This window comes from Methylobacterium brachiatum, assembly GCF_900113845.1.
Classification (GTDB): domain Bacteria; phylum Pseudomonadota; class Alphaproteobacteria; order Rhizobiales; family Beijerinckiaceae; genus Methylobacterium; species Methylobacterium brachiatum.
In genome coordinates this window covers 428316-453582 of record NZ_FOQW01000003.1, presented here as the reverse complement: position 1 = coordinate 453582, position 25267 = coordinate 428316, and the positions used below count along the sequence as shown (strand labels likewise).

The window sequence follows — 25267 nt, the reverse complement described above, 5'->3', positions numbered from 1 at the left end:
AAGGCTGGCTGGAAAAGCGGACGGCCTGCTATCGACCGAGGCTGTCGTCTAATCGCTTGGCATAAAGCAAGTCCTTTTCGGGTCGTCGGGCTGTCGTTTGCCGGGAGCACGGTCGTCTTCGCGGTCGGCATGAGCCGCCGCATGATGGGGCTTCGCAGGATGAACCTTCCGATGTGTGAAGCGCACTCGATGGGCCGGTGAGGATCTCAGGGTGCAACAGCCTCGGCGGAATGGTTCGCCCCCGTTCCGGCAGGGACGCCTCGACGCGCTTTGACGCGCGGCAAGCTCGGGTGTTCTGAGATCAGGCCATGGCAGCCTTCGCCAGGTAGGGTTGGCCGGACCGCAACATGGCATGCATGATGACAGCCAGCTTGCGTGCGACGGCCACGGCGGCGCGCTTGAAGCCCAGCCGCTCGCGCAGCTTCAGCCCCCATGCACGCAGGTCGCTGTCCACCCGGCTTCGCGTCAGCAAAACGGTCGCGGCCTCGTAGAGGAGCCCCCGCATGTGCGCGTCTCCTCGTCTGGAGATGTGGCCGTCATAGTCGACCTCGCCCGACTGATAGCGTCGCGTGGTCAGCCCGAACCAGGCGGCGACGGAGCGCGACGACCTGAAGTTCGCAGGATCTTCGATCGCGGTCACGAAGGCGGTCGCCGTGATCGCCCCGATCCCTGGGATCGCCATGAGACGCTGACAGGCTTGGCTACGCCGAGCGCCCGCGAGGAGCTGGCGTCCGAGTTCGGCCGCCCGCCGGCGAACCGCACCCCAGGCCTCCAGCAGCGGAAGGATGACGCGAGCCAGACCGTCCTCGTCCGAGAGGAGCCGTCGAACCTCCGCCTCGAACGATCCGCCCTTCGCGCCCGGCACGATCAAGCCGAACGTCTTCATCAGGCCGCGGATCTGATTGGAGAGTTCGGTCGCCATCCGCACGAGCTTGTTACGTCCGGCGACGAGTGTCCGCACGAGCATGCTGTCGTACCCCTTCACGCGCACCTCGCGGAAGAAACCGACCTCGGCCAGATGAGCCAGTCCCTCGGCGTCGTTGGCGTCGGTCTTGTTGGCCGCCATGTCGAGGGCGGCCTTGGCGTGGCGAGCGTCGATACAGATCGCCGGGAGACCCTCGGCCGTGAGGGCATGGAAGAACCAGATCGACAAGGGCCCCGTCTCGAACACGATCCGTTGGGCATCAGGCGCGTGTTTGCGCAGAACCCCAGCAATGACAGCGGGATCGGAGGCACACTTACCCCGCCAAACCCGCTTGCCGTCCCGCCGCACACAGATCGCGGTGTCTTTCAAGGACACGTCGAGGCCGATATACTCGCCCATGGTTGTTCTCCGCTCGATGTATGGGCCCGGCGTCCAGTCGTGAGCCCGCAACTTCATCCTGCCGGGGAACAACCACCTCTTCCATTTAAAGCCGGCTCAATCCGGCTCTGAGGGGAACGCTCCCGCGATTACCCCATGTGTCAAAAGGCCGGTCTGAGATAGACTTTTGGCCTGATCTGCGGAGGCCAGCATGGGTCGGTTCGTCGAAGGGCAGGACCGTCGGCAGTCCTGGTTGCTGCCCAGTTCGCTGGACGACTATGTCACCGCGGACAATCCGGTTCGCGTGGTCGAGGTCTTCATCGACGAACTCGATCTGGGCGCCCTCGGCTTCACGCGCTTCGAGCCCGCAGCGACGGGGCGGCCTGCGTATGATCCGGCCACGCTTCTGAAGCTCTACCTCTACGGCTATCTCAACCGGGTGCCGTCGAGCCGGCGGCTCGAGCGGGAGGCCCAGCGCAACATCGAGGTGATGTGGCTGACCGGCCGCTTGGCTCCCGATCACAAGACGATCGCCAACTTCAGGCGCGACAACGGGCCTGCGATCCAGGCGGCCTGCCGGCAGTTCGTGGTGCTATGCCGGGATCTGCAGCTCTTCGCCGGGGCGACCGTCGCCGTGGACGGATCGAAGTTCAAGGCGGTCAACAACCGGGACCGCAACTACACCGTGGCCAAGGTCGCCAAGCGCCTGGAACAGGTGGATGCCAGCATCGCCCGCTACCTCGTGGCGCTTGACCGGGCGGATCGGGAGGGTAACGACGTGCCCGAGGCACGGACGCAGCGGATCGGCGAGAAGATCGCCGCCCTACGCCGCCAGATGGCCTTCCTGCGCGAGATGCAGGAGCAGGTAGAGGCCGCAGACGACGGACAGGTCTCGCTGACCGACCCGGACGCGCGCTCCATGGCGACGAGCGGGCGCGGCACCGGCATCGTCGGCTACAACGTCCAGATTGCGGTCGATCCCGAGCATCATCTCGTCGTCGCCCATGAGGTCGTCAACGAGGGCCATGACCGAACCCAGCTCCTGCCAATGGGCGGTCGGGCCAAGCAGGCCATCGGCGCGGAGGAGGTCACGATCCTGGCCGATCGCGGCTACTATAGTAGCGACGAGGTTCTGGCCTGCGAAGGCACGGGCATCCTGCCGGCCATGCCGCGGGCCGACACGTCGGGTCGAGCCAAGAAGGGGCTCTTCGTGCGCGCCGACTTCGTCTACGACGCGGCAGCCGATCACTACGTCTGTCCCGCCGGCGCTGTGCTGACGAAATCTAACGCCCGCTCCGATCGACACGGTGACATCGATCATTATCGCAACCTGGACGCCTGTCATGCCTGCGCGATGCGGGCGCGCTGCACGACCGAGAAGTTCAAGCGCTTCAAGCGCTGGAAGCACGAGGCGGTGCTGGAAGCCATGCAGAGGCGGCTCGACGCCATGCCCGACGCCATGGCGGTACGGCGCGCCACGGTCGAGCATGTCTTCGGAACGCTGAAAGCCTGGATGGGCAGCACGCCCTTCCTGACGAAGGGCCTGAAAGGCGTGCGAACCGAGATGAGCCTCGCGATCCTCGCCTACAACATGAAGCGGATGATCCGCCTGTTCGGCGCAACCTGGCTCATCCAGGCCATTCGAGCCTGAAGCGGTCGACCGCGCCGCCGTCATCATCCTGCCGACCAGCGCTGGCGACCACGATCAATGCGTTTTGACACGGCCTCGACCCAACGCAGTCGTTCATGAGCGGCTGAGCGCCTCCCGTAAGCGGACAAGGCCTCGGAAGGACGGAAGATACGTGTGCGCGTCTCGAAAATTGCTTCGTCAAGTCGCGCAATCAGGGCAGGTACGCCCGCAATGCCGGCTTATGACAGCCTACGCCCCGTCGTCTCCGAAGTCGGCTCAGGTCATCAGGCGGTGGGTGTTGTCAGCGACGAGCTCCCGGTAGCGCGCGATGACGTCGCCCTGGCTGCCGCCCGCCATCAGGGTGTTGGCGGCCTCCATCGCGGCCACGACCTTCTCGCCGACCATCGAGACCATCTCGGCCTGGCCCTCGGCGCCGCCCCAGGCGATCCGCACCAGCCGCAACTCAATGACCTTCTGCGCCTCCACGGCGAGGAGGAACGCGGCATAGAAGGGGTTCAGCATAACGGCTCCGGTCGGTCGGTCGTACCTGACAACGCGGGGACGGCCCCGCGGTTATTGCGGATGATGACGCAGGCCGGGGCCGTCTCCATCACATTGAAGTGCGCTCCCCCCGTCGGCCCGCCCGCAAATTCCCGCAATCGCGACCTAGGCGGTGGTCACGGACCCGCAGGCAGGCGATGCCCGCGTCTCGAGCTCAAGGCCAAGGTCGCACGGCGCTTGCGTACGAAGGCTGGCCGCGGGCGGCCGGCGCAATCACGGACACCATGACCCAGTACCTCGTCAGGCGCGCCAACCTTCTCGTGCTCGGTGTCCTCATGGCCATCGTCGCCCTGGTCGGCGCGGTGACCTGGGAGCGCCTCAACGCCTCGCGCGAGGCCCGGGAGTGGTCGCAGCACAGCTACCGGGTCCTCAGCACCACCAAGGACCTCGCCATCGCCCTGCGCGACGCCGAGCGTGGCCAGCGCGGCTACGTCCTCACCGGCCGCGACGAGTACCTCGCGCCCTACGACGCCGCCCGCGACCGGCTCGGCCTGCTCCAGGGCGAGTTGCAGAAGCTGACCGCCGACAACCCCGCGCAGCAGGAGCGCATCCGCGCCCTGGCACCGGCCATCCAGCACAAGCTGGAGGAGCTCGCCCAGACCGTGCAGGCGCGCCGCGACGGCGGGCTTGAGAACGCCCTGCGCATCGTCAACGGCGATGCCGGCCGTAACCACATGCGCGAAGCCGAGGCCATGCTCGACGGCATGCTGGCCGAGGAGCAGCGTTTGCTCGACGAACGCCTCGCGCAGAACGACGGTCGGGCGGCCTGGGTGCGCTGGATGGTCATCGCCGGATCGGCGCTGGCGGTCCTCACCATGCTCTGGGCAGCCCGCCTCCTGAACCAGGCGTGGTCGCGCTCCTACGCGACCGAGGCCGAGCAGCGGGCGCTGGCCATGCGCCTGCGCACCACCATCGACAGCCTCAGCCAGGGCGTCGCGGTGTTCGGGCCCGACCGCAGGCTCGCGAACTGGAACGAGTGCTTCCAGGTGCTGCTCGACCTGCCGAAGGCCATGCTCCGCCCCGGCATCGCTTACGGCGCCTTCGCCGAGCACACCGGCGAGCCCGGTCGCCCCGCGCTGGAGAGCGAGGACCAGGTCCGCCACGGCAGCCGGAATCCACGTGAGGCGGTCACGTACGAGCGCGAGCGCGCGGACGGGCACCACCTGGAGATCCGCCGGACGCCGATGCCGGACGGCGGCTTCGTCCTGACCATCTCGGACATGACCAAGCGCGCCCAGGCCGAGGCCGTGCTGCGCGAGGCCCAGAAGATGCAGGCGGTCGGGCAACTGACCGGCGGCATCGCGCACGATTTCAACAACCTGTTGCAGGTCATCCTCGGGAACCTGGAGTTCGTCCGGGCCAAGCTCGACGGCGACGCCAGGCTGCAGCAGCGGATCGAGCGCGCGGCGTGGGCGGCCCAGCGAGGAGCGACCCTGACCGGCCAACTCCTCGCCTTCGCGCGCAAGCAACCGCTCGCCCCGGCGCCCGTCGACCTCGCCGCGACGATGCCGGACCTGATCCCGCTCCTGCGGCGCACGCTCGGCGAGCACATCGAGGTCCGCTACGTCGAGACCGCCGGCCTGTGGCCTGCCATGGCCGACCCGGCCCAGTTGGAGAGCGCCGTCCTCAACCTCGCGCTGAACGCCCGCGACGCGATGCCGGGCGGCGGCCGGCTGACCATCGAGCTCGGCAACAAGGTCCTCGACGAGGCCTACGCCCGGAACAACGCCGAGATCACGCCGGGCGACTACGCCATGGTGGCGGTCTCGGACACCGGCCACGGCATGACCCCGGACATCGTCAGGCGCGTGTTCGAGCCGTTCTTCACGACCAAGCCCGACGGCAAGGGCACCGGGCTCGGCCTCGCCATGGTGTTCGGCTTCGTCAAGCAGTCGGGCGGACACGTGAAGATCTACTCGGAGCCAGGCGAGGGCACGACCGTGAAGATCTACCTGCCCCGGGCGGTCGGTGCCGTGGCCGCCGCGCCGGTCACGGGCACGCCCGTCGAGTTGCCGCGCGGCTCGGCCACGGTGCTGGTCGTCGAAGACGAGGCGGGGGTGCGCGAGATCGCCTGCGCGATCCTCTCCGACCTCGGCTACCGGGTGCTGGAAGCCGTCGACGGCGAGGATGCGCTCCGGGTGTTCGGGACCAACCTCGCCTCGGTCGACCTGCTGCTCACGGACGTGGTCCTGCCGGGAAAGGTCCGCGGGCGCGAACTCGCGGAACGGGTGCAGGCGCTGCGCCCTGAGGTGCGGGTGCTGTTCATGTCCGGCTACACGGAGAACAGCATCGTACACCACGGTCGGCTCGACGACGGCGTGCACCTCGTGGGCAAGCCGTTCAAGCGCGAGCAGCTCGCCCGTAAGGTCGCCGAGGTCCTGAAGGGTGTCGCGGCGCCACCGGAGGCCGGGAACGTCGTGCACCTGCGCCCGGTGAGGGACGCGGGTCCCTGACGCCGACGGGTTCCCCTAGCGCCCGTTGATCGGCCCGGGAGGCTGGGGGGCCGGAGGCTCGCCCGGCGGATCGCCTTCCGGCGGTGCCGGGTCCGGCGGCGGGTCGCCGATGGGCGGCAACGGGTCGTCCTCTGGCCTGGGTGTATCGGATTGCATGATGTCCCCCGCATTCGGCTCCCGGGAGCGGAAGCGGACGACAACGCGCGGCGATCCCCGATGTCCCGTGCGTAGATGACTCCGTCGCGCGGGCCGAAATTTCCATGCCCCCGGGCGGACCTGCGCCGTGTCGACGCGTTGTCCGCCGCGTGGTTGTCCCGCGCCGGTCGCGAAGCTACTCACGCCCGCCAGAGGGGGCCATGGACGAAGAGAACGAGAGGCTGCGCCGGCGCGAGCGCGAGCTCGAAGACCGCGTGGCCCGGCTTGAGGCCCAACTCGGCGACGGCCTGCGCCGGCCGGGCCAGGGCCAGCGGACCTCCGCGGCCTCCACCGACCTGCTGTTCACGGCGGCGGAGAAGACCCGCATGCCGCAGATCATCACCGACCCCAACCTACCCGACAACCCCATCGTCTTCGCCAATCGGGCCTTCCAGAACCTGTGCGGGTACGACGCCGACGAGCTGATCGGGAGGAACTGCCGTTTCCTGCAGGGGCCCGGCACAGACCCTGCCGACATCGCCAAGGTCCGGGACGCCATCGCGGCCCGGCGGGACGTCGTCGTCGAGATCCTGAACTACCACCGCGACGGCACGCCCTTCCGCAACGAGCTCTACGTCAGCCCCGTCTTCGATCCGGAGGGACGGCTCCGCTACTTCTTCGCCAGCCAGCTGGACGTCACCCGGTTCCGCACCACCGAGGGCGTGCTCGCCGAGAGTGAGGCCCGCTACCGGGCCCTGTTCGATGCCGTCGACAGCGGCTTCTGCGTCGTCGAGATGCGCTTCGACGCCGAGGACCGGGCGGTCGACTACCGCTTCGTCGAGGTGAACCCGGCCTTCGCGGCGCAGACGGGCCTGCACGACGCCGTCGGGCGCTGGATGACCGAGCTTGCGCCGGCCCATGAACGCCACTGGTTCGAAACCTGCGGCGAGGTCGCACGTACGGGACGACCGGTGCGGTTCGAGAGCGGCGCCGTCGCGATGGGCCGCTGGTTCGACGTGCACGCCCTGCGGGTGGGCGAGCCCGAGCAGCACCGCGTCGCCATCCTGTTTAACGACATCACCGACCGGCGACGCCTCGAAAACCATCTGGAGGCCACCGCCCAGGAACGGGCCGACGAGCGCGACATGGTCTGGCGGGCGAGCCGCGACCTCTTCGTGATCTGCGGGTTCGACGGAGTCTTCCGCAAGGCGAACGCGGCCTGGACCGAGACGCTGGGGTGGGACGTCGCCGAGGTCGTGGGCACCCGTTTCGACGCGTTCGTGCACCCGGACGACTACGAGCAGGCCGCCGCCGCATTCGAGAGGATCCGCGTCGGACATCCCCTGGACGACATCGATTTGCGCGTCCTGACCAAGGACGGCGGCCATCGCTGGCTCTCCTGGAACGCCATCCCGAGGGGCGACCACTACTATGCCGCCGGCCGCGACATCACCGAGCGCCGCGCGCTGGAGGAACAGCTTCGCCAGTCCCAGAAGCTGGAGGCGGTCGGCCAGTTGACCGGGGGCGTGGCCCACGACTTCAACAACCTGCTGACGGTCATCAAGTCGTCGACGGACCTGCTCAAGCGGCCCAACCTCGCCGAGGAGCGCCGGGTCCGCTACGTCGGTGCCATCTCCGAGACGGTCGACAGGGCGGCCAAGCTCACCGGGCAACTCCTCGCGTTCGCCCGCCGGCAGGCGCTCCGTCCGGAGACCTTCGCGGTCAACCGCGCCGTGGCGGCGGTCTCCGACATGGTGGGCACGCTCACCGGCTCGCGCATCCACGTCGAGCTCGACCTGCCCGACCGGGAGACGCAGGATCTCTACGTCAACGCCGACCCCAGTCAGTTCGACACCGCGCTGGTGAACCTGGTCGTGAACGCGCGGGACGCGATGGACGGCGAGGGCCGCCTGCGCATCGGCCTCCGTCGCGTCGGCCGCATCCCCGCGGTCCGGGCGCACCCGCCCCAACGCGGGGACTATATCGCCGTCTCGATCACCGACACGGGATCGGGCATCGCCCCGGAGAACCTGGAGCGCATCTTCGAGCCGTTCTTCACCACGAAGGTCGTCGGCCAGGGCACCGGGCTCGGCCTGTCCCAGGTGTTCGGGTTCGCCAAGCAATCCGGCGGCGAGATCACGGTCGAGAGTCGGGAGGGCGCCGGAACGACCTTCACCCTTTACCTTCCCCGTGTCGCCCCAGCCGCCGCCTCGGTGCCCGACGCGGAGCCGGACGCGTTGGCGGAAGGCCATGGCACCTGCGTCCTTGTCGTCGAGGACAACCTCGATGTCGGGGCCTTCGCCCAGCAAGCGCTGGGCGAACTGGGCTTCTCGACGGTCTGGGCGACCGACGCGGAAAAGGCCCTGGCCGAGATCGAGCGCATCCCGTTCCGGTTCGAGGTGGTGTTCTCGGACGTGATGATGCCGGGCATGAACGGCGTCGAGCTCGCGGGCGAGATCCGACGGAGACGACCGGACATTCCGGTCGTCCTGACCTCAGGCTACAGCGACGTGCTGGCGGCCGAGGGTACCCACGGCTTCGACCTTTTGCGCAAGCCGTACTCGGTGGCGGACCTGTCGCGCATCCTCCGTCGCGCCATCCAGGAGGCGAGGTCGAAACGTCCCTGACGACACGACCGTTCGTACTCTCCGAAGCCCGACCCCGAATTCATCCATGATTGGACCGGGATTGAAACTCAGACCACAAGACGGTTGCGCGCAACTCGTCTAATCTACGATTCCGACACTCGCCCGAGAACATGCCAGAGCCTACCCTACCGTCCCTGGTGCGCGATCCGGTCCGCCTCGAAGCGCTGGCGGCGACCGGCATCCTGGATACCCCGCCGGAGGCGGAATTCGACGACATCGCGCATCTGGCCGCATTGGTTTGCGACACGCCCGTCGCGCTCGTCAGCTTCGTCGCGGAAGACCGGCAATGGTTCAAGGCGCAGGCTGGTTTCCCGCTCTGCCAGACGGCCCTCGACGCCTCGGTCTGCGCATACACCCTGGCCGCTCCGGACCTTCTGACCATCCCGGACCTGACCGTCGATCCGCGGACCCGGGACAACCCGCTGGTGACCGGGGAGCCGTTCATCCGCTTCTATGCCGGGGCACCGCTGCCGGAGGCGGACGGGCAGGTGCTCGGCAGCCTGTGCGTCATCGACCACGAGCCCCGGCCCGGGGGCCTGACCGAGAGGCAGGCGGACGCCCTGCGACGGCTGGCCCGGCAGGTGATGACCGTGATGCGCGAACGGCGGCTCAACGCGGAGATGCGGACGACCCGCGACGCGCTGCGGACGTCGCAGGAGCGGCTGGCCTTCGCCTTCGCGGCGTCCGGCAGCCTCGGGTGGTGGGACTGGGACATCCCGGCCGACCGGCTCTACGCCGGGGAGCAGTTCGCCCGCATGTACGGCGTCGATCCGAAGGACGCCGTCCGGGGCGCACCGCTCGCCGCCTTCGTCGACGGCATCCACCCGGACGACCGGGGCTGGGTCGGCGAGCGCATCCGGAACGCCCTCGATACCGGGGGCGAGTTCAGCGAGGAGTACCGCCTGCTCCGCGGTGACGGCACGCTGACCTGGGTGCACGCCCGGGGACGGTGCTTCCTCGGCGACGACGGCAGGCCGCTGCGCTATCCCGGCGTCGCCGTCGACATCACCGCCCGCAAGCTGGCCGACGCGGCCCGCGCCGCGGGCGAGGCGCGGCTGAAGTCGATCATGGAGACCGTGCCGGTCGGCATCCTGCTCGCCGAGGCGCCCTCGGGCCGCATCCTGATGGGCAACCAGCGCCTGGCGGAGATCCTCGGCCACGACACGCTCTACGCCCCGTCGAGCGACGCCTACGGCGCGTTCGTGGCCTTCCACGAGGACGGTCGGCGGGTCGAGGGGCACGAGTATCCCCTTGCGCGCATCACCGGGGGCGAGTGCAAGCGTGCGGCCCTGGAGGTCCTCTACCAGAAGCCGGGCGGCGCGCGGCGCTGGATCATGATCACCGGCGAGGCCGTCGAGGACGAGCGGGGCTCGACGGTCGGGGCGGTTTGCGCGGTCAGCGACATCGACGACCGCAAGGCCGCCGAAGCGTCGCAGGACATCCTCAACCGCGAGCTCAGCCACCGGCTCAAGAACACCCTGGCCATGGTGCAGTCCATCGCGACGCAGACCCTGCGCAACGCAGCGAGCTTGCCGGCGGCGCAGGAAGCGCTGGCGGCCCGCCTGGTCGTGCTCGGCAAGGCTCACGACGTCCTGCTGCTCGGGCATTCCGAGACCGCCAACGTCCTCGACCTCGTGCGGGGAACGCTGGCGCTGCACGAGGACAAGGCCGGTCGGTTCCACGTCTCCGGGCCGAACCTGTTCATCGGGCCGAGCGCGGCGCTGATGCTCGGGCTGGTGCTGCACGAGCTCGCGACCAACGCGACCAAGTACGGGGCCCTCTCCACTGCGGCCGGCCGTGTCGACCTCGACTGGAGCGTGACCGGGGACGGGGAGGATGGCGAGTTCCGGCTGGACTGGCGGGAGCGGGACGGGCCCCCGGTCGCACCGCCGGACCGCAAGGGCTTCGGATCGCGCCTGATCGAGCGCGGGATGGGCGGCGGGCGGGTCGCCATCGACTACCGGGTCGAGGGCGTCAATTGCGTGGTGAGCGTGCCGATGGAGAGCCTGCAGTCGCGAGCCTGACGATAGGCCGACAGGGTGGTGGATCCCCTCCTGCGCTTTCGCCGGACAATCTTGAATGACGAACTCCTCCAAGGCGTTGACCGGAACGCCGCAGTGACGAGGCGTCGATGCTTCGCTATCAGCCTCGTTCATGGACGATGCCGATTGCCGCGGGGCAGGCGAACTTCTCGATGATTGACGATTTGCGATGCCTCTCGCGCGAGGAGCTTGAGGCAGAGGTCCGCCGCCTGAGGGCGAAGTTGGCCGACCGACCGGATCACGGCCCGAGCCCAACCGACCCGCACCCACGCCCGGCATCGACCGACACCGAGGTGTTGTTCTCCGCGGTCGACAAGACCGGCCTGCCGATGATCCTGACCGATCCCAACCAGGACGACGACCCCATCGTCTTCACCAACCGGGCTTTCCTCGACCTCACGGGCTACGGCATCGAGGAGGTCGTCGGCCGAAACTGCCGCTTTCTCCAGGGACCGGACACCGAGCCCGACCGCGTCGACGCCATCCGCACCGCCCTCCGGGAAAACCGCGACCTCACCGTCGAGATCACCAACCACCGTCGCGACGGCACGCCCTTCGTCAACGCCTTGTTCGTCGGCCCCGTCTTCGATGGCGAGGGACGGCTGCGCTATCGCTTCGGCAGCCAGATCGACGTCACCGAGGCGCACCGGAACCGCGAGCGCCTAGCCGAGAGCGAGGCACGCCAACGCGCCATCTTCGACAGCGCCAGCGAGATGGCGATCATCGTCACCGACACCGCTGGCACGGTGACCGACTGGAACGTCGGTGCCACGCGCATCCTGGGCTGGTCGGCCGAGGAGATGCGCGGGCAGCCCATCGAGCGGATCTTCACGCCCGAGGATCGAACGACCGGTCAGATGCGTAAGGAGATGGACGGCGTCCTCCGCGACGGCCATGCCGAGGACATGCGCTGGCATCTGCGCAAGGACGGCGGCCGGTTCTACGCGGTCGGCGACATGACCTCGCTGCGGGGGCTCGACGGGACACACCGGGGTTTCGTCAAGGCGTTCAGCGACCGCACGCAGGAGCGCAACCTTGCCACCAAGGAACAGGCCGACGCCGAGTTCATGCGCAGCGTCCTGGCGTCGTCCGCCGACTGCATAAAGGTGCTCGACCTCGACGGCGGCCTGACCTTCATGAGCGAGGGCGGCATGCAGGTGATGGAGGTCAGCGACTTCAATCAGATCAAGGGTTGCCCATGGCCGAGCTTCTGGCAGGGCCAGGGGAACGCCGATGCCCTGGCGGCCTTGGCCGCGGCACGGGACGGGGGGATCGGCCACTTCCAGGGGGGCGCGGACACCTTCCTCGGCAACGCCAAATGGTGGGACGTCCAGGTGACGCCGATCTTCGGCCCTGACGGGCGGCCGGAGCGGATCCTGTCCGTCTCGCGCGACATCAGCGAGCAGAAGTCGTTCGAGGAGCGCCTCGCGGCGAGCGAGGCCCACTGGCGCGAACTGTTCGAGCGCTTGAGCGAGGGGTTCATCGTCGGCGAGGTCGTGCGCGATCCGACCGGGCGCATCACGGATTGGCGCTACGTCGACGTCAACTCCGCCTGGGGCCGGCTCGTCGGCATCGCGACGGACAGCGTCGTCGGACGCACGATCCGCGAGGTGTTTCCGGGTATCGAGGATGCTTGGGTCAACGAGTTCGCCGACGTGGTCGAGACCGGAGAGCCGGTGACGTTCATCCGACAGGTCGGCACCCTGGCGCGGTGGTACGAGGGCCGGGCCTTCCCGCTCGGGAGCGAGCGCTTCGGCGTGATCTTCCTGGAGGTGACGGAGCGGGTGGAGGCCGATGCCCGGCGTAGCGGCCTCCTGGAGCTCGGGGAAAGGCTGCGGGCCGACATCGGCACCGACGCGTTGGCGATGGCGGCCGCCGCCATACTCGGTCGCGTGCTCGGCGTTGGCCGGGTGGGCTACGGCACCGTCGGCTCGGATGGCGAGAGCTTCGTCGTGGAGGAGGACTGGACCGCTGCCGGATTCCCGACGCTGGCCGGCCGCTACCGCATGGACGATTACGGCCTCTACGCCGAGGACCTCCGGCAAGGACGAACGGTCGTCATCCCGGACGTGCGCGAGGACCCGCGCACCGCCGCCTCAGCCACGGCCCTGGAGGCCGTCTCCGCCCGCACGCTCGTCAACGTACCCATCGTCGAGAAGGGCAGGACGATGGCGGTGCTTTACGTGAACGATGACCGCCCCCGGGCCTGGGGCGAACCGGAGGTCGCGTTCGTCCGCCAGATCGCCGAGCTGACCCGCCAGGCCGTCGAGCGGCGGCGTGCCGAGGAGCGGCAGGACCTGCTGAACCACGAACTCTCCCACCGCCTCAAGAACACGATGGCGATGGTCGTGAGCATCGCGCACCAGACGCTGCGGTCCGTCCCGGAGCGCGAGCCGGTGGAGGCGTTCCAGAAGCGCATCCAGGCTCTGGCGTCGGCCCACGACCTGTTGCTGCGCAAGGACTGGACGGCGGCGGACCTTCGGACCGTGTGCCGGGAGGTGCTCGGCAACGCGGCCGAGGCCCGCCGCTTCACGCTCGATGGCCCTGACGTGGCGCTCGGCCCCAGTGCCGCTCTGTCGGCGTCGCTGCTTCTTCACGAGCTGGCGACCAACGCGGCCAAGTACGGCAGCCTGTCCGGCGAGGAAGGCCAGGTCGAGTTGCGGTGGTGGGTCGACGGCACGACGGGGGAGCCGGGATTGGTGCTGCGGTGGCGCGAGCACGGCGGCCCACCCGTGACGGCGCCGACCCGACGGGGCTTCGGGTCGCGCCTAATCCGCACGGGCCTCGTCGGAACGGGCGAGGCCGACGTTACATACGACAGGGACGGGGTGATCGCGGTGATGCGTGCACCGATGGTCGAGGTGCAGCGCTCATGACGACGACCGAGGCGGACGGCGACGGGGTGCGGCCGGTCGTGCTCGTGCTCCAGGACGAGCCGATCCTGGCAGGGATCATGCGGGACTTCGTCGAGGAGGCGGGGTGCGACGCGGTCGTGGTGCGCACCGCCCAGGCGGCGGTCCGCACTCTGGAGGAGCGCACGGATATCCGGGTGGTGTTCGCCGATCTCGACGTGCGCGGCTCGACCACCGGGCTGAAGCTGGTGGCGATGATCCGGGACCGGTGGCCTCCCATCGAGCTGGTCCTGACGGGCGCCCTGGCGCCGGACCTCGACGCAATCCCGGCGCGGGGCGTGTTCTGCGACAAGCCCTTCCGCGAGGGCAAGGTGATCTCGGCAATCCGTAGCTTCGCCGCTTGAGCCAAACGCTGCGACCGCGCCATGGAGGTGATGGCGCAAGGGGTCGGAAACGAGTGGAACAGAGAAGTCCGCTTCCCTTGATCTAACGCTCGAAAGCGGAACGGCTCAAAACCACCCAACCCGGTCATTCAAAAACGCATTCCCGCGAGGCGGGACTTGGCCGGAAGCGGAATGACGGCTTCCAGCATTAGAAACGAGGAAGCAGACCTTTGTTGCGGCCCAGGGCCTCGTCTCAGTGTGCCTCGTATGGGACCATCCATCCTGCGGATTCCAATGTTCGCTTGGATGGCGAAATCCGCGTGGAAGGCGAGTGGCCCTGAACGCGGTGGCCATGACATCAGCATGTCATGGCCCATTCCTTACGCATGACTGTGAACTGAGATCGGCGCAGCCGGACGATTTATCGGGGCGGCAAAGGCACGCAGAATGGCGTCGAGCCCATCGGTGAGTGCAGCTGGCCCAGGCTGGAGGATGAGCGGCGATTTTATCTCGACGATCCGTCCCTCCGCGACCGCCGGCATGGACGACCAGCCGGGCCGCGACGCGATGCGGGATGCCACCACCTTCTTCCCGCACCACGATGCCAGGATGACTTCCGGCCGGGCGGCCAACACCGCCTCCGGCGTGACGATGCGGTCCTTGGCGGCCGGCTGCCGGGCGAGTTCGGGGAAGACGTCATCACCGCCCGCGATGCGCACGAGCTCGGATACCCACCCGATGCCTGAGATCAGCGGCTCGTCCCACTCCTCGAAATACACCCGGGGCCGTGGGCGCCCCTGTGCCCGTTCGGCGACCGTCGACAGCCGTTTCTCGTAGCCGCGGGCCAGCGCCTCCGCGCGGTCCCTTGCGTCCACGAGGGCGCCCACCGTCCGGATCATGGCGAGAATGCCGGCCACGTCCCGCTGATTGAAGAGGTGGACCGCGACCCCGACCCGGGCGAGGTCGGCGACGATGCCAGCCTGCATGTCCGAGAAGGCCAGGACCAAGTCCGGCGCGAGTGCCAGGATCTTGGGGATGTCGGCGCTAGTGAAGGCCGACACTCGGGGCTTCTCGCGACGGACCTGGGGCGGGCGGACGGCGTAGCCGGACACGCCGACGATCCGGTCCTGCTCTCCCAGCAGGTACAGGGTCTCGACCGTCTCCTCGGTCAGGCAGACGATCCGTTCAGGCGGGAAGCGACGCATACAATACCCTATAGCGCAAGCGACCGCCCGATGTCCGCGGGAGGCCCAGGCATGGCAGACGTACGAATACGACGCTGGCCAACTATCCAGCCGCTGGTTCTCAACGCCAAGCCATAACGCGTAGCGCATGGCGTGACCCGTTACGCGTTTCCCTCGGAGTCGCGCGACGCAACGTTCCAGGGCGCCTGCTGTCGGCGGGGCGCTCCCAGGCGGGCCGGGGCGCGAATGACGCGGGGCCAACGAGTGTCGCCAACGACCGATGACGCATAGGGTCGTCCCCGAAACGCCCTCGTGCGCCACCACCGACACGCGACCTGGTCGAGCCGAGCGAAACCAATCCCGTCCGCAAGGGCGATCCTTGAATAAGAGGTCTGGAACGATGCTCTCCCAAGCGGCCGTCCTCCTGACAGCCCTCCTGTTCGGGGGAATGCTCCTGTACTCGTTCGGCTTCGCCTCGTTCCTCTTCAGCGCCCTGCCTGCCGAAGCCGCAGGCCCGCTCCTGCGGCGCGCCTTCCCGCACTTCTACGCCTTCGTCATAGGGTGCGCCCTCGCCGGCGCGGCGCTGACGGCCAATCTCGATGGGACTTCCGCCCTCATCCTAGGGCTCATCGCCTTCACGGCCCTCCTGGCGCGGCAGGTTCTCATGCCGGCCATCAACACGGCGAGCGACGTAGGCAATCGCAGGCGCTTCGGCGTGCTTCATACCGGGTCGGTCCTGGTCACCCTGGCCCACATCGTCGGATCGTCCGTGGTGATCCTCAGGCTTTCCGCATAGGCGTGAAAGCCGATGCGCTGTCGGGAGGCGCGTCGCGGGATCGGCAGGGCCCAGCGTCCCGCAGGCATTTTACGCGTTCGCATTTCTGGTCGGGAGCAGCGCATCTACCAAGCCCGTACGGTCTGACCCCCGAAGATGCGCGACAAGGGCAGGTCAAGGAAGACGTAGGGGTTGGGGCTTGGCGGCTTGCCGGCCGCGTCCCGACAAAGCGGTCGGGTATCTCCGAGGACACCGCCACGTCGCCGGGCTCGGGTGTTGCTGCCCTCGAATGGTAGGCGTCCTGCGTCATCGTCCGCAGGGACAGGGACAACGGCCAAGCGTTGCCCACGAGTATCGTCAGACCGGAGCCCCCATGCTGAACTCCCTCTATGCCGCCTTCCTGCTTGCAGTGGAGGCGCGGAAGGTGATCGAGTTGCGGCTGATGCGGATCGCCTGGGGCGGCGCCGAAGGCTAGGCCGAGATGGTCTCGATGGTCGGCGAGAAGGTGGTCGCCGCGATGGAGGCCGCCACCACACTGATGGCGTGGGGAAGCCAGGGCGATATCATCGCCCGCTACAGGGAACTGGTCGCCGACAACACCCATTGCCTGATGGCCTGAGACGGCCGTTCCGAGGGAAGCGGGATCACGTGGGGAAGGCCACACCCCTCAAGCGCACGCCGACCTCACGGCCAGCCGTCTGTCGGCGGTTCCGCGGGCGGGGCGTCGTCCTTTGGAGGGGGCGGCAAGTAGGGAGGCGGGACGCGTCCCGGGCTCGGCGGCGTCGGCAGCCCAAGGTCCTCGGTCGGTTTGGGTGCCTCGTCGGTACGGTCCTTCTTGTCGGACATGTCTGATCCTCAGCCCTAGTTGACCTTGTGAACGAGGAGGCCGTCGAGGTTATGACCATCGCACGCAAACTGATCTACGCCGCATCGAACGGCGACAACGGGTTCCTGTGCGTCGGCAAGAACCCGTCGGACGTGATCGTCCTCCATGAGCCGAACGGTCCCTCGGGCGGGAGGCCGTCCCGCGTCGAACTCTCGACTTTCCTCTCCTTCGGGGCGGACTGCCCGGAGCGGCTCCCGCTGCTCGGCGTAATTGACTCACTCGTCGCCGCCTCCAGCGCCACCGTGCCGGCGTCCCCGTCCGTGCCAGAACCCGGTGCCGCCGGGGCCGAACCGACACCAGGGGAAATGGTCTCGTCGACCTGAAGGCGGCGCACCTGATGAACGCATCGGGCTCTGGTCGACACTCGCGGGATGCTCCCATACGCAAAGAGGCGCCCGACAGTCCGTCGGGCGCCTCTGTCGTTAGACGTTATGGCGAAGCCTGCGACCCGCCATTAGAAGTGATGTTTCAGTATCCGTAGCCGTAAGCCGGGTATCCGTAGCCATAAGCCGGAGCGTATCCATAAGCCGGAGCATAGCCGTAGCCGCCGTAATATCCGACCGGGCGGCCATAGCCGTTACCGTAGCCACCGTATGAGTTCGCGACGATGGCACCTGCGGCGAGGCCGGCGATCCCGAGGCCGATGGCTGCACCGGGGCCGATGCCGCGGCGATAGCCATAACCGCGATAGCCGTAACCGCGTCCGTAGCCGCCGCGGAAGCCCACGCCGCGATATCCGCCGCCATAACCGTATCCGCCATGGCCGTAACCGTAGCCACCGCCGTAGCCCCAGCCGCGGGCCTCTGCGGGTGCCGATGCCAAGAGCCCGAGGCCGAGCAGAGCCGTGGAAGCGAGTGCGATCTTACGCATTCGAAACCTCATGTCGCATGGGAATGACACCTCAACAGCTCGGGGCGTGCGCCGTTCCAAGGCTATGTGCGCCATGGCACGGTGGGGTGCCCGTCCGACGGGAGATGGCCGCAACATCGGCGACCAAAATCTCCAGCAAGCAACCATGATGCCTGGGCGGGAGCATCACCCCTCTTCGGCGGCGACTGCGCCGTCCCGGAGAAACGAGGTCACCATCTGGCCGGTCAGGCTGCGAACGGGGGATCCCGCCTATCCAGGACATGGCTGTCCCGAAGAGCAGCCAAGGCCTCGTCGGCGGCGCGTTGCCCGCTGTCGTGGGCACCGTGGGCGGTCGTGAAGTCGAAGGGATGTGTCGCCTCGCCAGCGAAGAACAGCCGGTTCTCGAAAGGCTGCGCCAAGCGCGAACGCGCCTGCGAGCGACTAGGAAGCGCGCAGCTATACGCGCCGCCTATGGACGCGATCCGGCTCCACGAGGTCGCCGCGAGCGGCCGGATCGCCGACGCCACGTCGCTGCCGAACAGGGCGGCCAACTGCGCCGTCACGAAGGCGAAGCCGTCGGCCGGGCCCTCCTCATCCAGGATGCGCGCGCCCTCGCCACCGAGGAAGGCCTCGATCACCGGCCAGCCATTGGGTCGTATGGAATAGGCCGCCGACCTCGGGTCCTCCAAGTTGCCGTAGGCATGCGAGTCCGGCCCGAACGCGTTCTCGCGCTCGATCTCTAGAAAAATCTTCTCGTTGCGTCCGAGGGGAAGGGCCGCGGCCGCTTCTCGCCAAGGGTCGATGCCGCGGGGAAGGCGGATCGCGTCGCCGGCCAGGACCGCGGTCGAGACAGTGAGAACGGCGGCCTTGGCGCGGATGGTACCCGCGCGGGTGGTCACCTCGACGCCGTCCCCGGTCAGGTCGATGCGTTCGGCCGGCGTGGCCAGCCGGACCGTCGCCGAGGACGGCAAGCTGGCGGCGACCAAGGTGCCGTAGCCGAGCGGCAAGTGCCAGTTCTTACCGGTCGATGCGTCGTCGTAGGCCAGGTAGTCGGTCGCGGAGATGTCCTCGGGCGCGGCGCCGCTCATGAAGCCCGCGATGGCCCGCACGTAGCCGTTCCAGGCACCGCCCTGTTCCAGGGCATCGCTGGCACGGTCGCTGCCCGAGGCGACCGTACGGAGTCGCTCCTCCCAATCGCCATAGGCCCTCCACGCCGCCTCCTGGTCGTCCTTGTCGACATCCAGGGAAGGGTGCGCCTTCGTCCAGGGCGGATCGCCCCGGTTGACCGGGAAGCCGGATGCCTCGGCGATGCCGACCCATGCGTTGCGGTCGCCTGAATGGAGCCACTCGCAGCCGAGGTCGAGAGGATAGCCTCCGAGGTCCTGGGTATAGGCACGCCCTCCTAGCCGCTGGGAGGCTTCCAAAAGCAGGCACGAGGCGCTGCTGTCCGCGAGCCTGCGCGCGGCACCGATGCCGGCGGCGCCTCCCCCCACGACGATCACGTCGAATTCGCTGGTCATCCGTCCAAGGTGAGGTCGGCCGACACGGCTTCCAAGGTCACCGCGGCCCCGCGGCCTGGCTTCAGGCCCAAAGCCTCCCACCGAGGCCGCCAATCATCGACGGGGAGTGCCGGGCACGACCGACGGGGGCCATCCTAGGTCATCGGACCTCCGGGCGCGGGCACCATCCCGTGACCGTCCGCAAACCTCCGAACCTTGAAGTCCCGCATACCCGGTCCCGAACCGGTAACCTCCAGCGCTCCGGATTGCCCCAGCGCGAGGATGCGCGCGAATAGGAGCTCGTAGCTGCATCCCTGTCCCGGCTGGTCTGAGCCGTCGTCGAGATGACCGATCACGCGGGCGACCAGTTTGATCAGCAACTCCCATTCCCCGGTGGCGAACCCAGTCAGGACGTCGTCGAAATGGGTCAGGGGCGCCGAGACCAAGGTCCCGTCCCGAACGATACGCAGCGGCGCGTTTTCCCGCCGCAGTTTCGCCCAGCGGGCCGTGACCGCTTCGTTCTCGGCTTCGGTGAAGGGCCTTCTCCCGCTCACGAGATCGGCCGCGACCATCTCCTCGGGACGCAATTGACCCAACGACCATACCGTTGAGGCGGCACTTAATCGGGGGAAGTCCGAGCCTATCACCTCGACGATGTCGAAGGGGCGCCCGGCCATGCGGGAAACGAACCGAAGGAAGCAAGCGTGCTCCGCCGCGTCGGTCAGGCAGGCCCAGTAGACCGGATGGACGCCGGGGTTCGTCGCCTCCGCCCAAGGTGCCTCCGGATCGGTGGGCTCCCCTTCCGGGTCGTCGTCCGGCCGCGTGTTCTCGGCGAACCAAATCCGGCGCGCCTCGGGGTCGAACGGTTCGATGGGCCCGACGTCGAGGACGTGGGTCAGCGCGATCACCCGTTCCGCGCGGCCCTGCAGCCGTAAGGCCTGCCTGACGGAGTCCGCCCTGGCCGCGCCCCAGGTCACATGGACGACCTTCGACGCGCCGGTCACGGCGTGCGGCCCGCGGCGCACAGGTCCGCTGGGAGCGGACTCGACGCCTCGAACAGCTTGCAACTGCGCGCGATCTCCTCGCGGATCATCGCGCACGGGTTCACGACGTTGCACGGCGGGTGCGTGGCCGGCGAGGCATCGAAACACTGCGCGACGAGACGCTTGGCGGCAGCGGACCCGATCTCGTCGCGGCACGCCACGGTCCCCTGGCCGGCCTGGGCTTGTGCGAAAGGCGGGACGATGGAAGCGACGGCTACCGCGAGCCATGCCCCTGTCACTCGCAATGCCTTCATCCGAACCTCCCCGCTCGATGCCTCGCCCGGCACTAGGCGCGGCCGGCCCGAACCGGTGGGCTCATTTGCGATCATCGGTCCGACATCGATCCCGGATGTGACCGCAGGGCACGCGGGCTTTTCGAATTGTAACCGTCGTCCTCCGCAGCCGAGTTGCAGGTCGCCAAGAGGGGGCCGGCGCGGCCGAGATCGTCGATGGAGGTCTTGTCTTGCCCGGGCGCCTTTCGCGCTTCCCCGGATGGTCGCGCCCTATTCCACCTTCAGCCTTTTGGCTGCGGCGGGGCACAGCATCTTGAACTGCTCGATCATCGGCGGGTTACCCGATGCACAAAAGGTGTCGCCGTCCGGGCCAAGCGGGAAGCGGGCCATCGTGGCTTGGCGGTCGCCGTACCGGTAGCTCACCGTACCTGCCTTGCAGTTCGCCTGCGCGGCCATGGTGGCCCGCCCCTCGCTGCGCAGATAGTCCGCGACGCACTGGGCCGTCGTCAGCTTGCCGCCGAACTGCTTGGTTTCCCCGCCGGGGTCGCGCTCGCAGTATTCCTGCAAGTCCGCCTTATTGACGATCCCGCACATGCAAGGATCGCGTCCAGGGCGGTTCTCTGTGCCGCTGAATGACCCTTACGGGCCCCAGCGCGTTCACTGCCGTAACCCAACCCGCGCAGGAGCGCCAATGTCGAGCCTGACCGAGCGCAAGGCACGTCTGATCGTACACGGCGACCAGCCCTACAACGCCGAACCGCCCCTCGACCGATTGCGGGCCTCCTACCGGACACCGGCGGAGGACTTCTACGTCCGCACGCACGGCGACCTACCGGACCTCGACGAGGCGACCTGGCGCCTCACCGTCGATGGCGGAACCGGCCCCGCGCTTGAGGTGTCGCTATCCGATCTGCGGACCCGCTTTCCGGTAGCCATGGTGACGGCCACGATGCAGTGCGCTGGCAATCGCCGCGCCGACATGCGGGCGGTCGCCCCGGTCTCGGGCGACCCGTGGGATGCAGGAGCCATCGGCACCGCCGAATGGACCGGGGTTCGTCTCGGCGACGTCCTGCGCGAGGCGGGGGTCGCCGAGCGCGTGGGCCTCCATGTCGCCTTCGAGAGCCACGACACGGTGGACGGAAACCCCTACGGCGCCTCCATCCCACTCGCCAAGGCCATGGCGCCCGAGACCGTGCTGGCCTACGCCATGAACGGCGAAGCCTTGCTCCCGGAGCACGGCTTCCCGGTCCGCGCGGTGGTGCCGGGCTTCGCCGGCGTGCGCAGCCCGAAGTGGCTCCGGAGACTGACTGTCCAGGACCACCCCTCGGACAACCCGATCCAGGCCGGCGATTACAAGCTGTATCCGGCGGACGTGACCGCCGAGACCGCCGACCCCGCCAATGGGCACACCATCGATACGATGCCATTGAACGCGGCGATCTGCGAGCCGGCACGCGGGGCCATTCTCAAGCCGGGGAGCAACAGGATCCGAGGCTACGCGGTAAGCGGCGACCGAACCGTCGTACGCGTCGACGTCTCGGGGAACGGCGGCCGGTCCTGGGTGCAGGCCGAGCTCGAACGCGACGTGGCGGCTCCTTTCGCCTGGACGTTCTGGAGCACGAGCCTCGACCTGCCTCCGGGCGAGCATGAGCTCGCCGTGCGCGCCTGGGACGAAGCGGGCCAGACGCAGCCGGCACTGCCGGACGAGACCTGGAACCATAAGGGCTATCTATGCGCCTGCTGGCATCGGGTGCGGGTGAACATCGCCTAATGGTCAAAATCTGACGCTTAGTACCCGCCGTGAGGGTCTGCTTCCGACCTAACCCGGTTTTCCAAACCGCTTTCAGAGCAACCGCTAAGCGGCAATTCATCGGCCGCTCGGAGTGCTTGCGCGCGATGCACGGCCTGCGCTCCCAACGGCTTCGGCGCAGACGCGCGGGGGGCGTCCAGGAGGCCCTGTCTTCATGTCAGCTCAGCTCTGCTGCAGATGAGGAGAGGGTGCATATCGACGTCTCGATTTGCGGTCGCTGAATTGCCGATCTCGAAATTCGTTCGGGTCGATATTCCACCACTGTCTCACCAGCACGGGCGTGATGTGCGCGTCACGCCGCTGCGCCGAAGGAAGCAGCACGCTATGAGACGGTCTGGGACGGCGGCGCGGCGCCGTCCGTCGCGACATCCTGGGAGACACCCATGCGTGGCGTTACCTACACCGAAGGCGCCCGGATCGATGCGCCGGACGCCCTCCTCGACACCACCTTTCCCGATCCCGTGCCGGTTGGGCGCGACCTGCTCGTACGCGTGCAGGCCATTTCCGTGAACCCAATCGACACCAAGGTGCGCCAAGGCGCCTACAAGCAGGGTTGCGAGCCGAAGGTTCTCGGCTGGGATGCGGCCGGAACCGTGGTCTCGGTCGGACCGGAGGCGCGCCTGTTCAAGCCCGGCGACGCGGTGTTCTATGCCGGTGCGCTCGACCGGCCAGGTAGCAACGCCGCGTTCCAGTGCGTGGACGAGCGCCTCGTCGGTGCCAAGCCAGCCAGCCTCGATTTCGCCGCCGCCGCGGCGCTACCGCTTACCGCGCTGACCGCTTGGGAGATGTTGTTCGACCGGCTCGACGTCGCCACGCCCGTTCCGGGTGCCGCCCCCGCGATCCTGATCGTCGGCGGCGCCGGCGGCGTCGGCTCGATCGCGATCCAGCTCGCCCGGCAGCTCACGGATCTCATCGTGATCGCTACGGCCTCGCGCCCCGAGACGGCGCAATGGTGCCGGGACCTCGGCGCCCACCACGTGATCGACCATGCGAAGCCCCTCGCCACCGAGGTGGCGGCGCTCGGTCTTCCTGGGGCGCCCGGGTTCGTGTTCGCGACGACGCAGACCGGTGCGCATCTCCCGCAGATCATCGAGCTCCTCGCGCCACAGGGTCGCCTCGGCCCGATCGACGATCCCGAGACCCTGGACGTGATGCCGCTCAAGCCCAAGAGCCTGTCGCTGCACTGGGAGCTGATGTTCACCCGCTCGCTGTTTCAGACCGCCGACATGGAACGGCAGCACGCGATCCTGACCGAGATCGCCCGCCTCATCGATGCGGGACGGCTGCGCACGACGTTGAGCGAGACCTTCGGTCCGATCAACGCCGCCAACCTGGCACGCGCCCACGCGCTCATCGAGAGCGGGAAGGCGAGGGGCAAGGTCGTCCTCGCTGGGTTCAGCGACTAAGCCGGCACGCGAAGCGTCCCGGCTCGGAGCTGGGACGCCGGTCGAGCTTGCCCCGGTCCCGGCCGTTCAGGACAATGGAAGCGCCCTCCGACGCAAACCGTTTCGCGGTGGCGGCGCCGATGCCGCTTCCGGCACCAGTGATGACGCGCCTCTTCTCGAAGCGAGACATGTTCGGCTTCCCTCCCAACGGGCGATGCCGGATTTCAGGCGACGGGCGGGATGACCTTCAGGTCGCTCAGGTGTCGGAACTGGTTACGGAACATGTCTTCGGTGTCGATGCAGGCATGGAATCCAGCCTGGCGGGCCTTGATTGTGCTGCTGATGTTGTCGAAGCCGCTGGCGAAGATGAAATCGCCGAAGGGCCACGAAGCCACCTTGTCATAGGGGATCAGCTGTAGCCCGTGGCGTTCGGCCATTCTATCCCAGTGCGGCCCCTTGTCGGCCATGTAGGTCGCGAGCGGCATCGGGATCGGATCGGCCCAGTCCATGTTGAACATGCGCGCGATCCGCGGCCACATGTGCTGCCAGCGAAAGTAGTCGCCGTTGGTGATGTTGAAGATCTCGTTTCGCGCAGCCGGCGTCGTACCGGCCCAGTCGGCGGCCTCGGCCAGGATGTCGGCGGAGCTGACCTGGTAGAGCGCCCGGTAGGCGGCCTCGGTCCCCGGGAAGCGAAGCGGGATGCCGAGTTCCTTCGAGATGGCCGCATAGACGGCGATCACCGTCAGCAGGTTCATCGGGTTGCCGACCGCGAAGCCGCAGACCGCCTCTGGCCGAAGGGCCGTGAACGACCAATCCTTACCCTTCTGGCGCTCACGCAGGAGATCCTCCTGGTCGTAGTAGAAGTTCGGCGGCATCAGGCGCGGGTCGTCTTCGCGGGCGGGCGTCTTGAACGGGCCGAGATCGGCGCCGTAGGCCTTGCCGCCCTGGTAGAACGTGACGTGGCGCAGGCCCGGTGAGGTCTCCTCGACGACGTCGAGCAGGTTGCGCAGGATTGCGACGTTGACCGTGCTCTTCTCGGCGGCGGTCTGCTTTTCGATGTAGGCGCCGAACACGATGTGGGTGACGTCGCGGATGCCGCCGAGGCGGTCCCGGACCTGTCCGGGGTCGAGCAGGTCGACCGAGACCGCCTCGACGTTCGGGATGGACGGCTCGGTCCGTCGCGACAGCCCCAGCACTTGGGTATCGGGTCGAGCAGCGAGGCGAGCGGCTGCGGCGCGGCCGATGACGCCCTGGGCGCCGGCGACGAGGACTTTTCTTTGCATGGTTGGCTCGCTCCCGTTTCCCGTAAGCTGGGGGTTGGCGGGACGCGTGGGAGGCGACCGCTTCCTGAACCAGTCTTACCCAAAGGAAAGCTGCCGTCCTCGGCCTAGGTTCGCACGCTCGATGATCCGGTCCGCGCCTCGCCCATCGCACGCCTGCAACGATCCTCGACCTCGGAGAGGTCGCGAGCGATGACCTTCTACACGCCGAAGGCCCGTATGAGCGCTATTCCAGCATGGCCTGCAGCTCGGCCCGTCGCGTATCGCCGGGCACGACCGTTTCAATCAGGCGACAGGACCACGCGAGGCGGTCGGG

General features: G+C 68.2%; 20 protein-coding genes and 1 pseudogene. 11 read left to right on the top strand and 10 right to left on the bottom strand.

Going from position 1 to position 25267, the window contains the following annotated elements:
* Positions 1 to 301: 301 nt before the first annotated feature.
* Positions 302 to 1324, bottom strand: coding sequence for an IS110 family RNA-guided transposase (locus BMZ47_RS04345; RefSeq protein ID WP_029358186.1), 1023 nt, complete (start codon positions 1322 to 1324; stop codon positions 302 to 304).
* A 190-nt stretch (positions 1325 to 1514) separates the two neighbouring features.
* On the opposite strand from BMZ47_RS04345, the gene BMZ47_RS04340 reads away from it, so the two are divergent.
* A complete protein-coding gene (locus BMZ47_RS04340; protein WP_091858914.1) occupies positions 1515 to 2954 on the top strand; it encodes an IS1182 family transposase in 1440 nt (479 codons plus the stop codon).
* A gap of 255 nt (positions 2955 to 3209) precedes the next feature.
* Here the strand turns inward: BMZ47_RS04340 and BMZ47_RS04335 are convergent, their stop codons facing one another.
* The gene (locus BMZ47_RS04335) at positions 3210 to 3455 is read right to left on the bottom strand and encodes a hypothetical protein (RefSeq protein WP_029358190.1); all 246 of its coding nucleotides are present in this window, start codon (positions 3453 to 3455) and stop codon (positions 3210 to 3212) included.
* 263 nt (positions 3456 to 3718) lie between these two features.
* Here BMZ47_RS04335 and BMZ47_RS04330 point away from each other — a divergent pair, with 263 nt between their 5' ends.
* The 5 genes from BMZ47_RS04330 to BMZ47_RS04310 all read left to right on the top strand — a co-directional run bounded on the left by BMZ47_RS04330 (position 3719) and on the right by BMZ47_RS04310 (position 14028).
* A complete protein-coding gene (locus BMZ47_RS04330; RefSeq protein WP_029358191.1) occupies positions 3719 to 5947 on the top strand; it encodes a CHASE3 domain-containing protein in 2229 nt (742 codons plus the stop codon).
* A gap of 356 nt (positions 5948 to 6303) precedes the next feature.
* Complete coding sequence (locus BMZ47_RS04325) at positions 6304 to 8709, top strand: hybrid sensor histidine kinase/response regulator (protein WP_029358192.1); 2406 nt, start codon at positions 6304 to 6306, stop codon at positions 8707 to 8709.
* Positions 8710 to 8840: 131 nt separating this feature from the next.
* The gene (locus BMZ47_RS04320; protein WP_091858911.1) at positions 8841 to 10754 is read left to right on the top strand and encodes an HWE histidine kinase domain-containing protein; all 1914 of its coding nucleotides are present in this window, start codon (positions 8841 to 8843) and stop codon (positions 10752 to 10754) included.
* Positions 10755 to 10861: 107 nt separating this feature from the next.
* A complete protein-coding gene (locus BMZ47_RS04315; protein ID WP_091858908.1) occupies positions 10862 to 13648 on the top strand; it encodes a PAS domain S-box protein in 2787 nt (928 codons plus the stop codon).
* Positions 13645 to 14028: a response regulator gene (locus tag BMZ47_RS04310; RefSeq protein WP_091858905.1), complete on the top strand. Its 384-nt coding sequence runs from the start codon at positions 13645 to 13647 to the stop codon at positions 14026 to 14028. Before BMZ47_RS04315 ends, BMZ47_RS04310 begins: the two co-directional genes overlap by 4 nt.
* A 359-nt stretch (positions 14029 to 14387) precedes the next feature.
* Here the strand turns inward: BMZ47_RS04310 and BMZ47_RS04305 are convergent, their stop codons facing one another.
* Positions 14388 to 15212 (bottom strand): cobalamin-binding protein, encoded by an 825-nt coding sequence (locus tag BMZ47_RS04305; protein ID WP_012322166.1) that lies wholly within the window; start codon positions 15210 to 15212, stop codon positions 14388 to 14390.
* Between the two features lie 379 nt (positions 15213 to 15591).
* Here BMZ47_RS04305 and BMZ47_RS04300 point away from each other — a divergent pair, with 379 nt between their 5' ends.
* From BMZ47_RS04300 to BMZ47_RS04290, 3 genes and pseudogenes are all read left to right on the top strand, one after another.
* Positions 15592 to 15987: a DUF4149 domain-containing protein gene (locus tag BMZ47_RS04300; protein ID WP_012322167.1), complete on the top strand. Its 396-nt coding sequence runs from the start codon at positions 15592 to 15594 to the stop codon at positions 15985 to 15987.
* A gap of 352 nt (positions 15988 to 16339) precedes the next feature.
* Positions 16340 to 16585: pseudogene (locus tag BMZ47_RS04295) on the top strand (hypothetical protein).
* A 278-nt stretch (positions 16586 to 16863) separates the two neighbouring features.
* Positions 16864 to 17175, top strand: coding sequence for a hypothetical protein (locus BMZ47_RS04290; protein WP_029358200.1), 312 nt, complete (start codon positions 16864 to 16866; stop codon positions 17173 to 17175).
* Positions 17176 to 17320: 145 nt separating this feature from the next.
* Here the strand turns inward: BMZ47_RS04290 and BMZ47_RS04285 are convergent, their stop codons facing one another.
* The 5 genes from BMZ47_RS04285 to BMZ47_RS04265 all read right to left on the bottom strand — a co-directional run bounded on the left by BMZ47_RS04285 (position 17321) and on the right by BMZ47_RS04265 (position 21070).
* On the bottom strand, positions 17321 to 17722 hold the full coding sequence (locus BMZ47_RS04285; RefSeq protein ID WP_029358202.1) for a hypothetical protein: 402 nt from the start codon (positions 17720 to 17722) through the stop codon (positions 17321 to 17323).
* Positions 17723 to 17946: 224 nt separating this feature from the next.
* Positions 17947 to 19221, bottom strand: coding sequence for a flavin monoamine oxidase family protein (locus BMZ47_RS04280; protein ID WP_029358203.1), 1275 nt, complete (start codon positions 19219 to 19221; stop codon positions 17947 to 17949).
* Between the two features lie 134 nt (positions 19222 to 19355).
* Positions 19356 to 20204 (bottom strand): DUF3658 domain-containing protein, encoded by an 849-nt coding sequence (locus BMZ47_RS04275; RefSeq protein WP_029358204.1) that lies wholly within the window; start codon positions 20202 to 20204, stop codon positions 19356 to 19358.
* Entirely contained in the window at positions 20201 to 20497 is a 297-nt protein-coding gene (locus tag BMZ47_RS04270; protein ID WP_029358206.1) for a hypothetical protein, read from the bottom strand. The genes BMZ47_RS04275 and BMZ47_RS04270 overlap by 4 nt, the downstream gene beginning before the upstream one ends.
* A gap of 249 nt (positions 20498 to 20746) precedes the next feature.
* Positions 20747 to 21070, bottom strand: coding sequence for a hypothetical protein (locus BMZ47_RS04265; RefSeq protein ID WP_012322173.1), 324 nt, complete (start codon positions 21068 to 21070; stop codon positions 20747 to 20749).
* Between the two features lie 97 nt (positions 21071 to 21167).
* On the opposite strand from BMZ47_RS04265, the gene BMZ47_RS04260 reads away from it, so the two are divergent.
* Both BMZ47_RS04260 and BMZ47_RS04255 read left to right on the top strand, forming a co-directional pair.
* Positions 21168 to 22247, top strand: a complete 1080-nt coding sequence (locus tag BMZ47_RS04260; RefSeq protein ID WP_029358208.1) for a molybdopterin-dependent oxidoreductase — start codon at positions 21168 to 21170, stop codon at positions 22245 to 22247.
* Between the two features lie 422 nt (positions 22248 to 22669).
* Positions 22670 to 23692, top strand: a complete 1023-nt coding sequence (locus BMZ47_RS04255; protein ID WP_091858902.1) for a zinc-binding alcohol dehydrogenase family protein — start codon at positions 22670 to 22672, stop codon at positions 23690 to 23692.
* Here the strand turns inward: BMZ47_RS04255 and BMZ47_RS04250 are convergent.
* Both BMZ47_RS04250 and BMZ47_RS04245 read right to left on the bottom strand, forming a co-directional pair.
* Entirely contained in the window at positions 23682 to 23861 is a 180-nt protein-coding gene (locus tag BMZ47_RS04250; protein WP_081437796.1) for an SDR family NAD(P)-dependent oxidoreductase, read from the bottom strand. The two genes, BMZ47_RS04255 and BMZ47_RS04250, sit on opposite strands and share 11 nt — an antisense overlap.
* 34 nt (positions 23862 to 23895) lie before the next feature.
* Positions 23896 to 24954, bottom strand: coding sequence for an SDR family oxidoreductase (locus BMZ47_RS04245; RefSeq protein ID WP_029358212.1), 1059 nt, complete (start codon positions 24952 to 24954; stop codon positions 23896 to 23898).
* Positions 24955 to 25267: the final 313 nt, after the last annotated feature.

Bases quoted from the DNA above. Each gene is read 5' to 3' on its own strand.
- BMZ47_RS04345 (WP_029358186.1), bottom strand. From the start codon at position 1,324: ATGGGCGAGTATATCGGCCTCGACGTGTCCTTGAAAGACACCGCGATC.
- BMZ47_RS04340 (WP_091858914.1), top strand. From the start codon at position 1,515: ATGGGTCGGTTCGTCGAAGGGCAGGACCGTCGGCAGTCCTGGTTGCTG.
- BMZ47_RS04335 (WP_029358190.1), bottom strand. From the start codon at position 3,455: ATGCTGAACCCCTTCTATGCCGCGTTCCTCCTCGCCGTGGAGGCGCAG.
- BMZ47_RS04330 (WP_029358191.1), top strand. From the start codon at position 3,719: ATGACCCAGTACCTCGTCAGGCGCGCCAACCTTCTCGTGCTCGGTGTC.
- BMZ47_RS04325 (WP_029358192.1), top strand. From the start codon at position 6,304: ATGGACGAAGAGAACGAGAGGCTGCGCCGGCGCGAGCGCGAGCTCGAA.
- BMZ47_RS04320 (WP_091858911.1), top strand. From the start codon at position 8,841: ATGCCAGAGCCTACCCTACCGTCCCTGGTGCGCGATCCGGTCCGCCTC.
- BMZ47_RS04315 (WP_091858908.1), top strand. From the start codon at position 10,862: ATGCTTCGCTATCAGCCTCGTTCATGGACGATGCCGATTGCCGCGGGG.
- BMZ47_RS04310 (WP_091858905.1), top strand. From the start codon at position 13,645: ATGACGACGACCGAGGCGGACGGCGACGGGGTGCGGCCGGTCGTGCTC.
- BMZ47_RS04305 (WP_012322166.1), bottom strand. From the start codon at position 15,212: ATGCGTCGCTTCCCGCCTGAACGGATCGTCTGCCTGACCGAGGAGACG.
- BMZ47_RS04300 (WP_012322167.1), top strand. From the start codon at position 15,592: ATGCTCTCCCAAGCGGCCGTCCTCCTGACAGCCCTCCTGTTCGGGGGA.
- BMZ47_RS04290 (WP_029358200.1), top strand. From the start codon at position 16,864: ATGACCATCGCACGCAAACTGATCTACGCCGCATCGAACGGCGACAAC.
- BMZ47_RS04285 (WP_029358202.1), bottom strand. From the start codon at position 17,722: ATGCGTAAGATCGCACTCGCTTCCACGGCTCTGCTCGGCCTCGGGCTC.
- BMZ47_RS04280 (WP_029358203.1), bottom strand. From the start codon at position 19,221: ATGACCAGCGAATTCGACGTGATCGTCGTGGGGGGAGGCGCCGCCGGC.
- BMZ47_RS04270 (WP_029358206.1), bottom strand. From the start codon at position 20,497: ATGAAGGCATTGCGAGTGACAGGGGCATGGCTCGCGGTAGCCGTCGCT.
- BMZ47_RS04265 (WP_012322173.1), bottom strand. From the start codon at position 21,070: ATGTGCGGGATCGTCAATAAGGCGGACTTGCAGGAATACTGCGAGCGC.
- BMZ47_RS04260 (WP_029358208.1), top strand. From the start codon at position 21,168: ATGTCGAGCCTGACCGAGCGCAAGGCACGTCTGATCGTACACGGCGAC.
- BMZ47_RS04255 (WP_091858902.1), top strand. From the start codon at position 22,670: ATGCGTGGCGTTACCTACACCGAAGGCGCCCGGATCGATGCGCCGGAC.
- BMZ47_RS04250 (WP_081437796.1), bottom strand. From the start codon at position 23,861: ATGTCTCGCTTCGAGAAGAGGCGCGTCATCACTGGTGCCGGAAGCGGC.
- BMZ47_RS04245 (WP_029358212.1), bottom strand. From the start codon at position 24,954: ATGCAAAGAAAAGTCCTCGTCGCCGGCGCCCAGGGCGTCATCGGCCGC.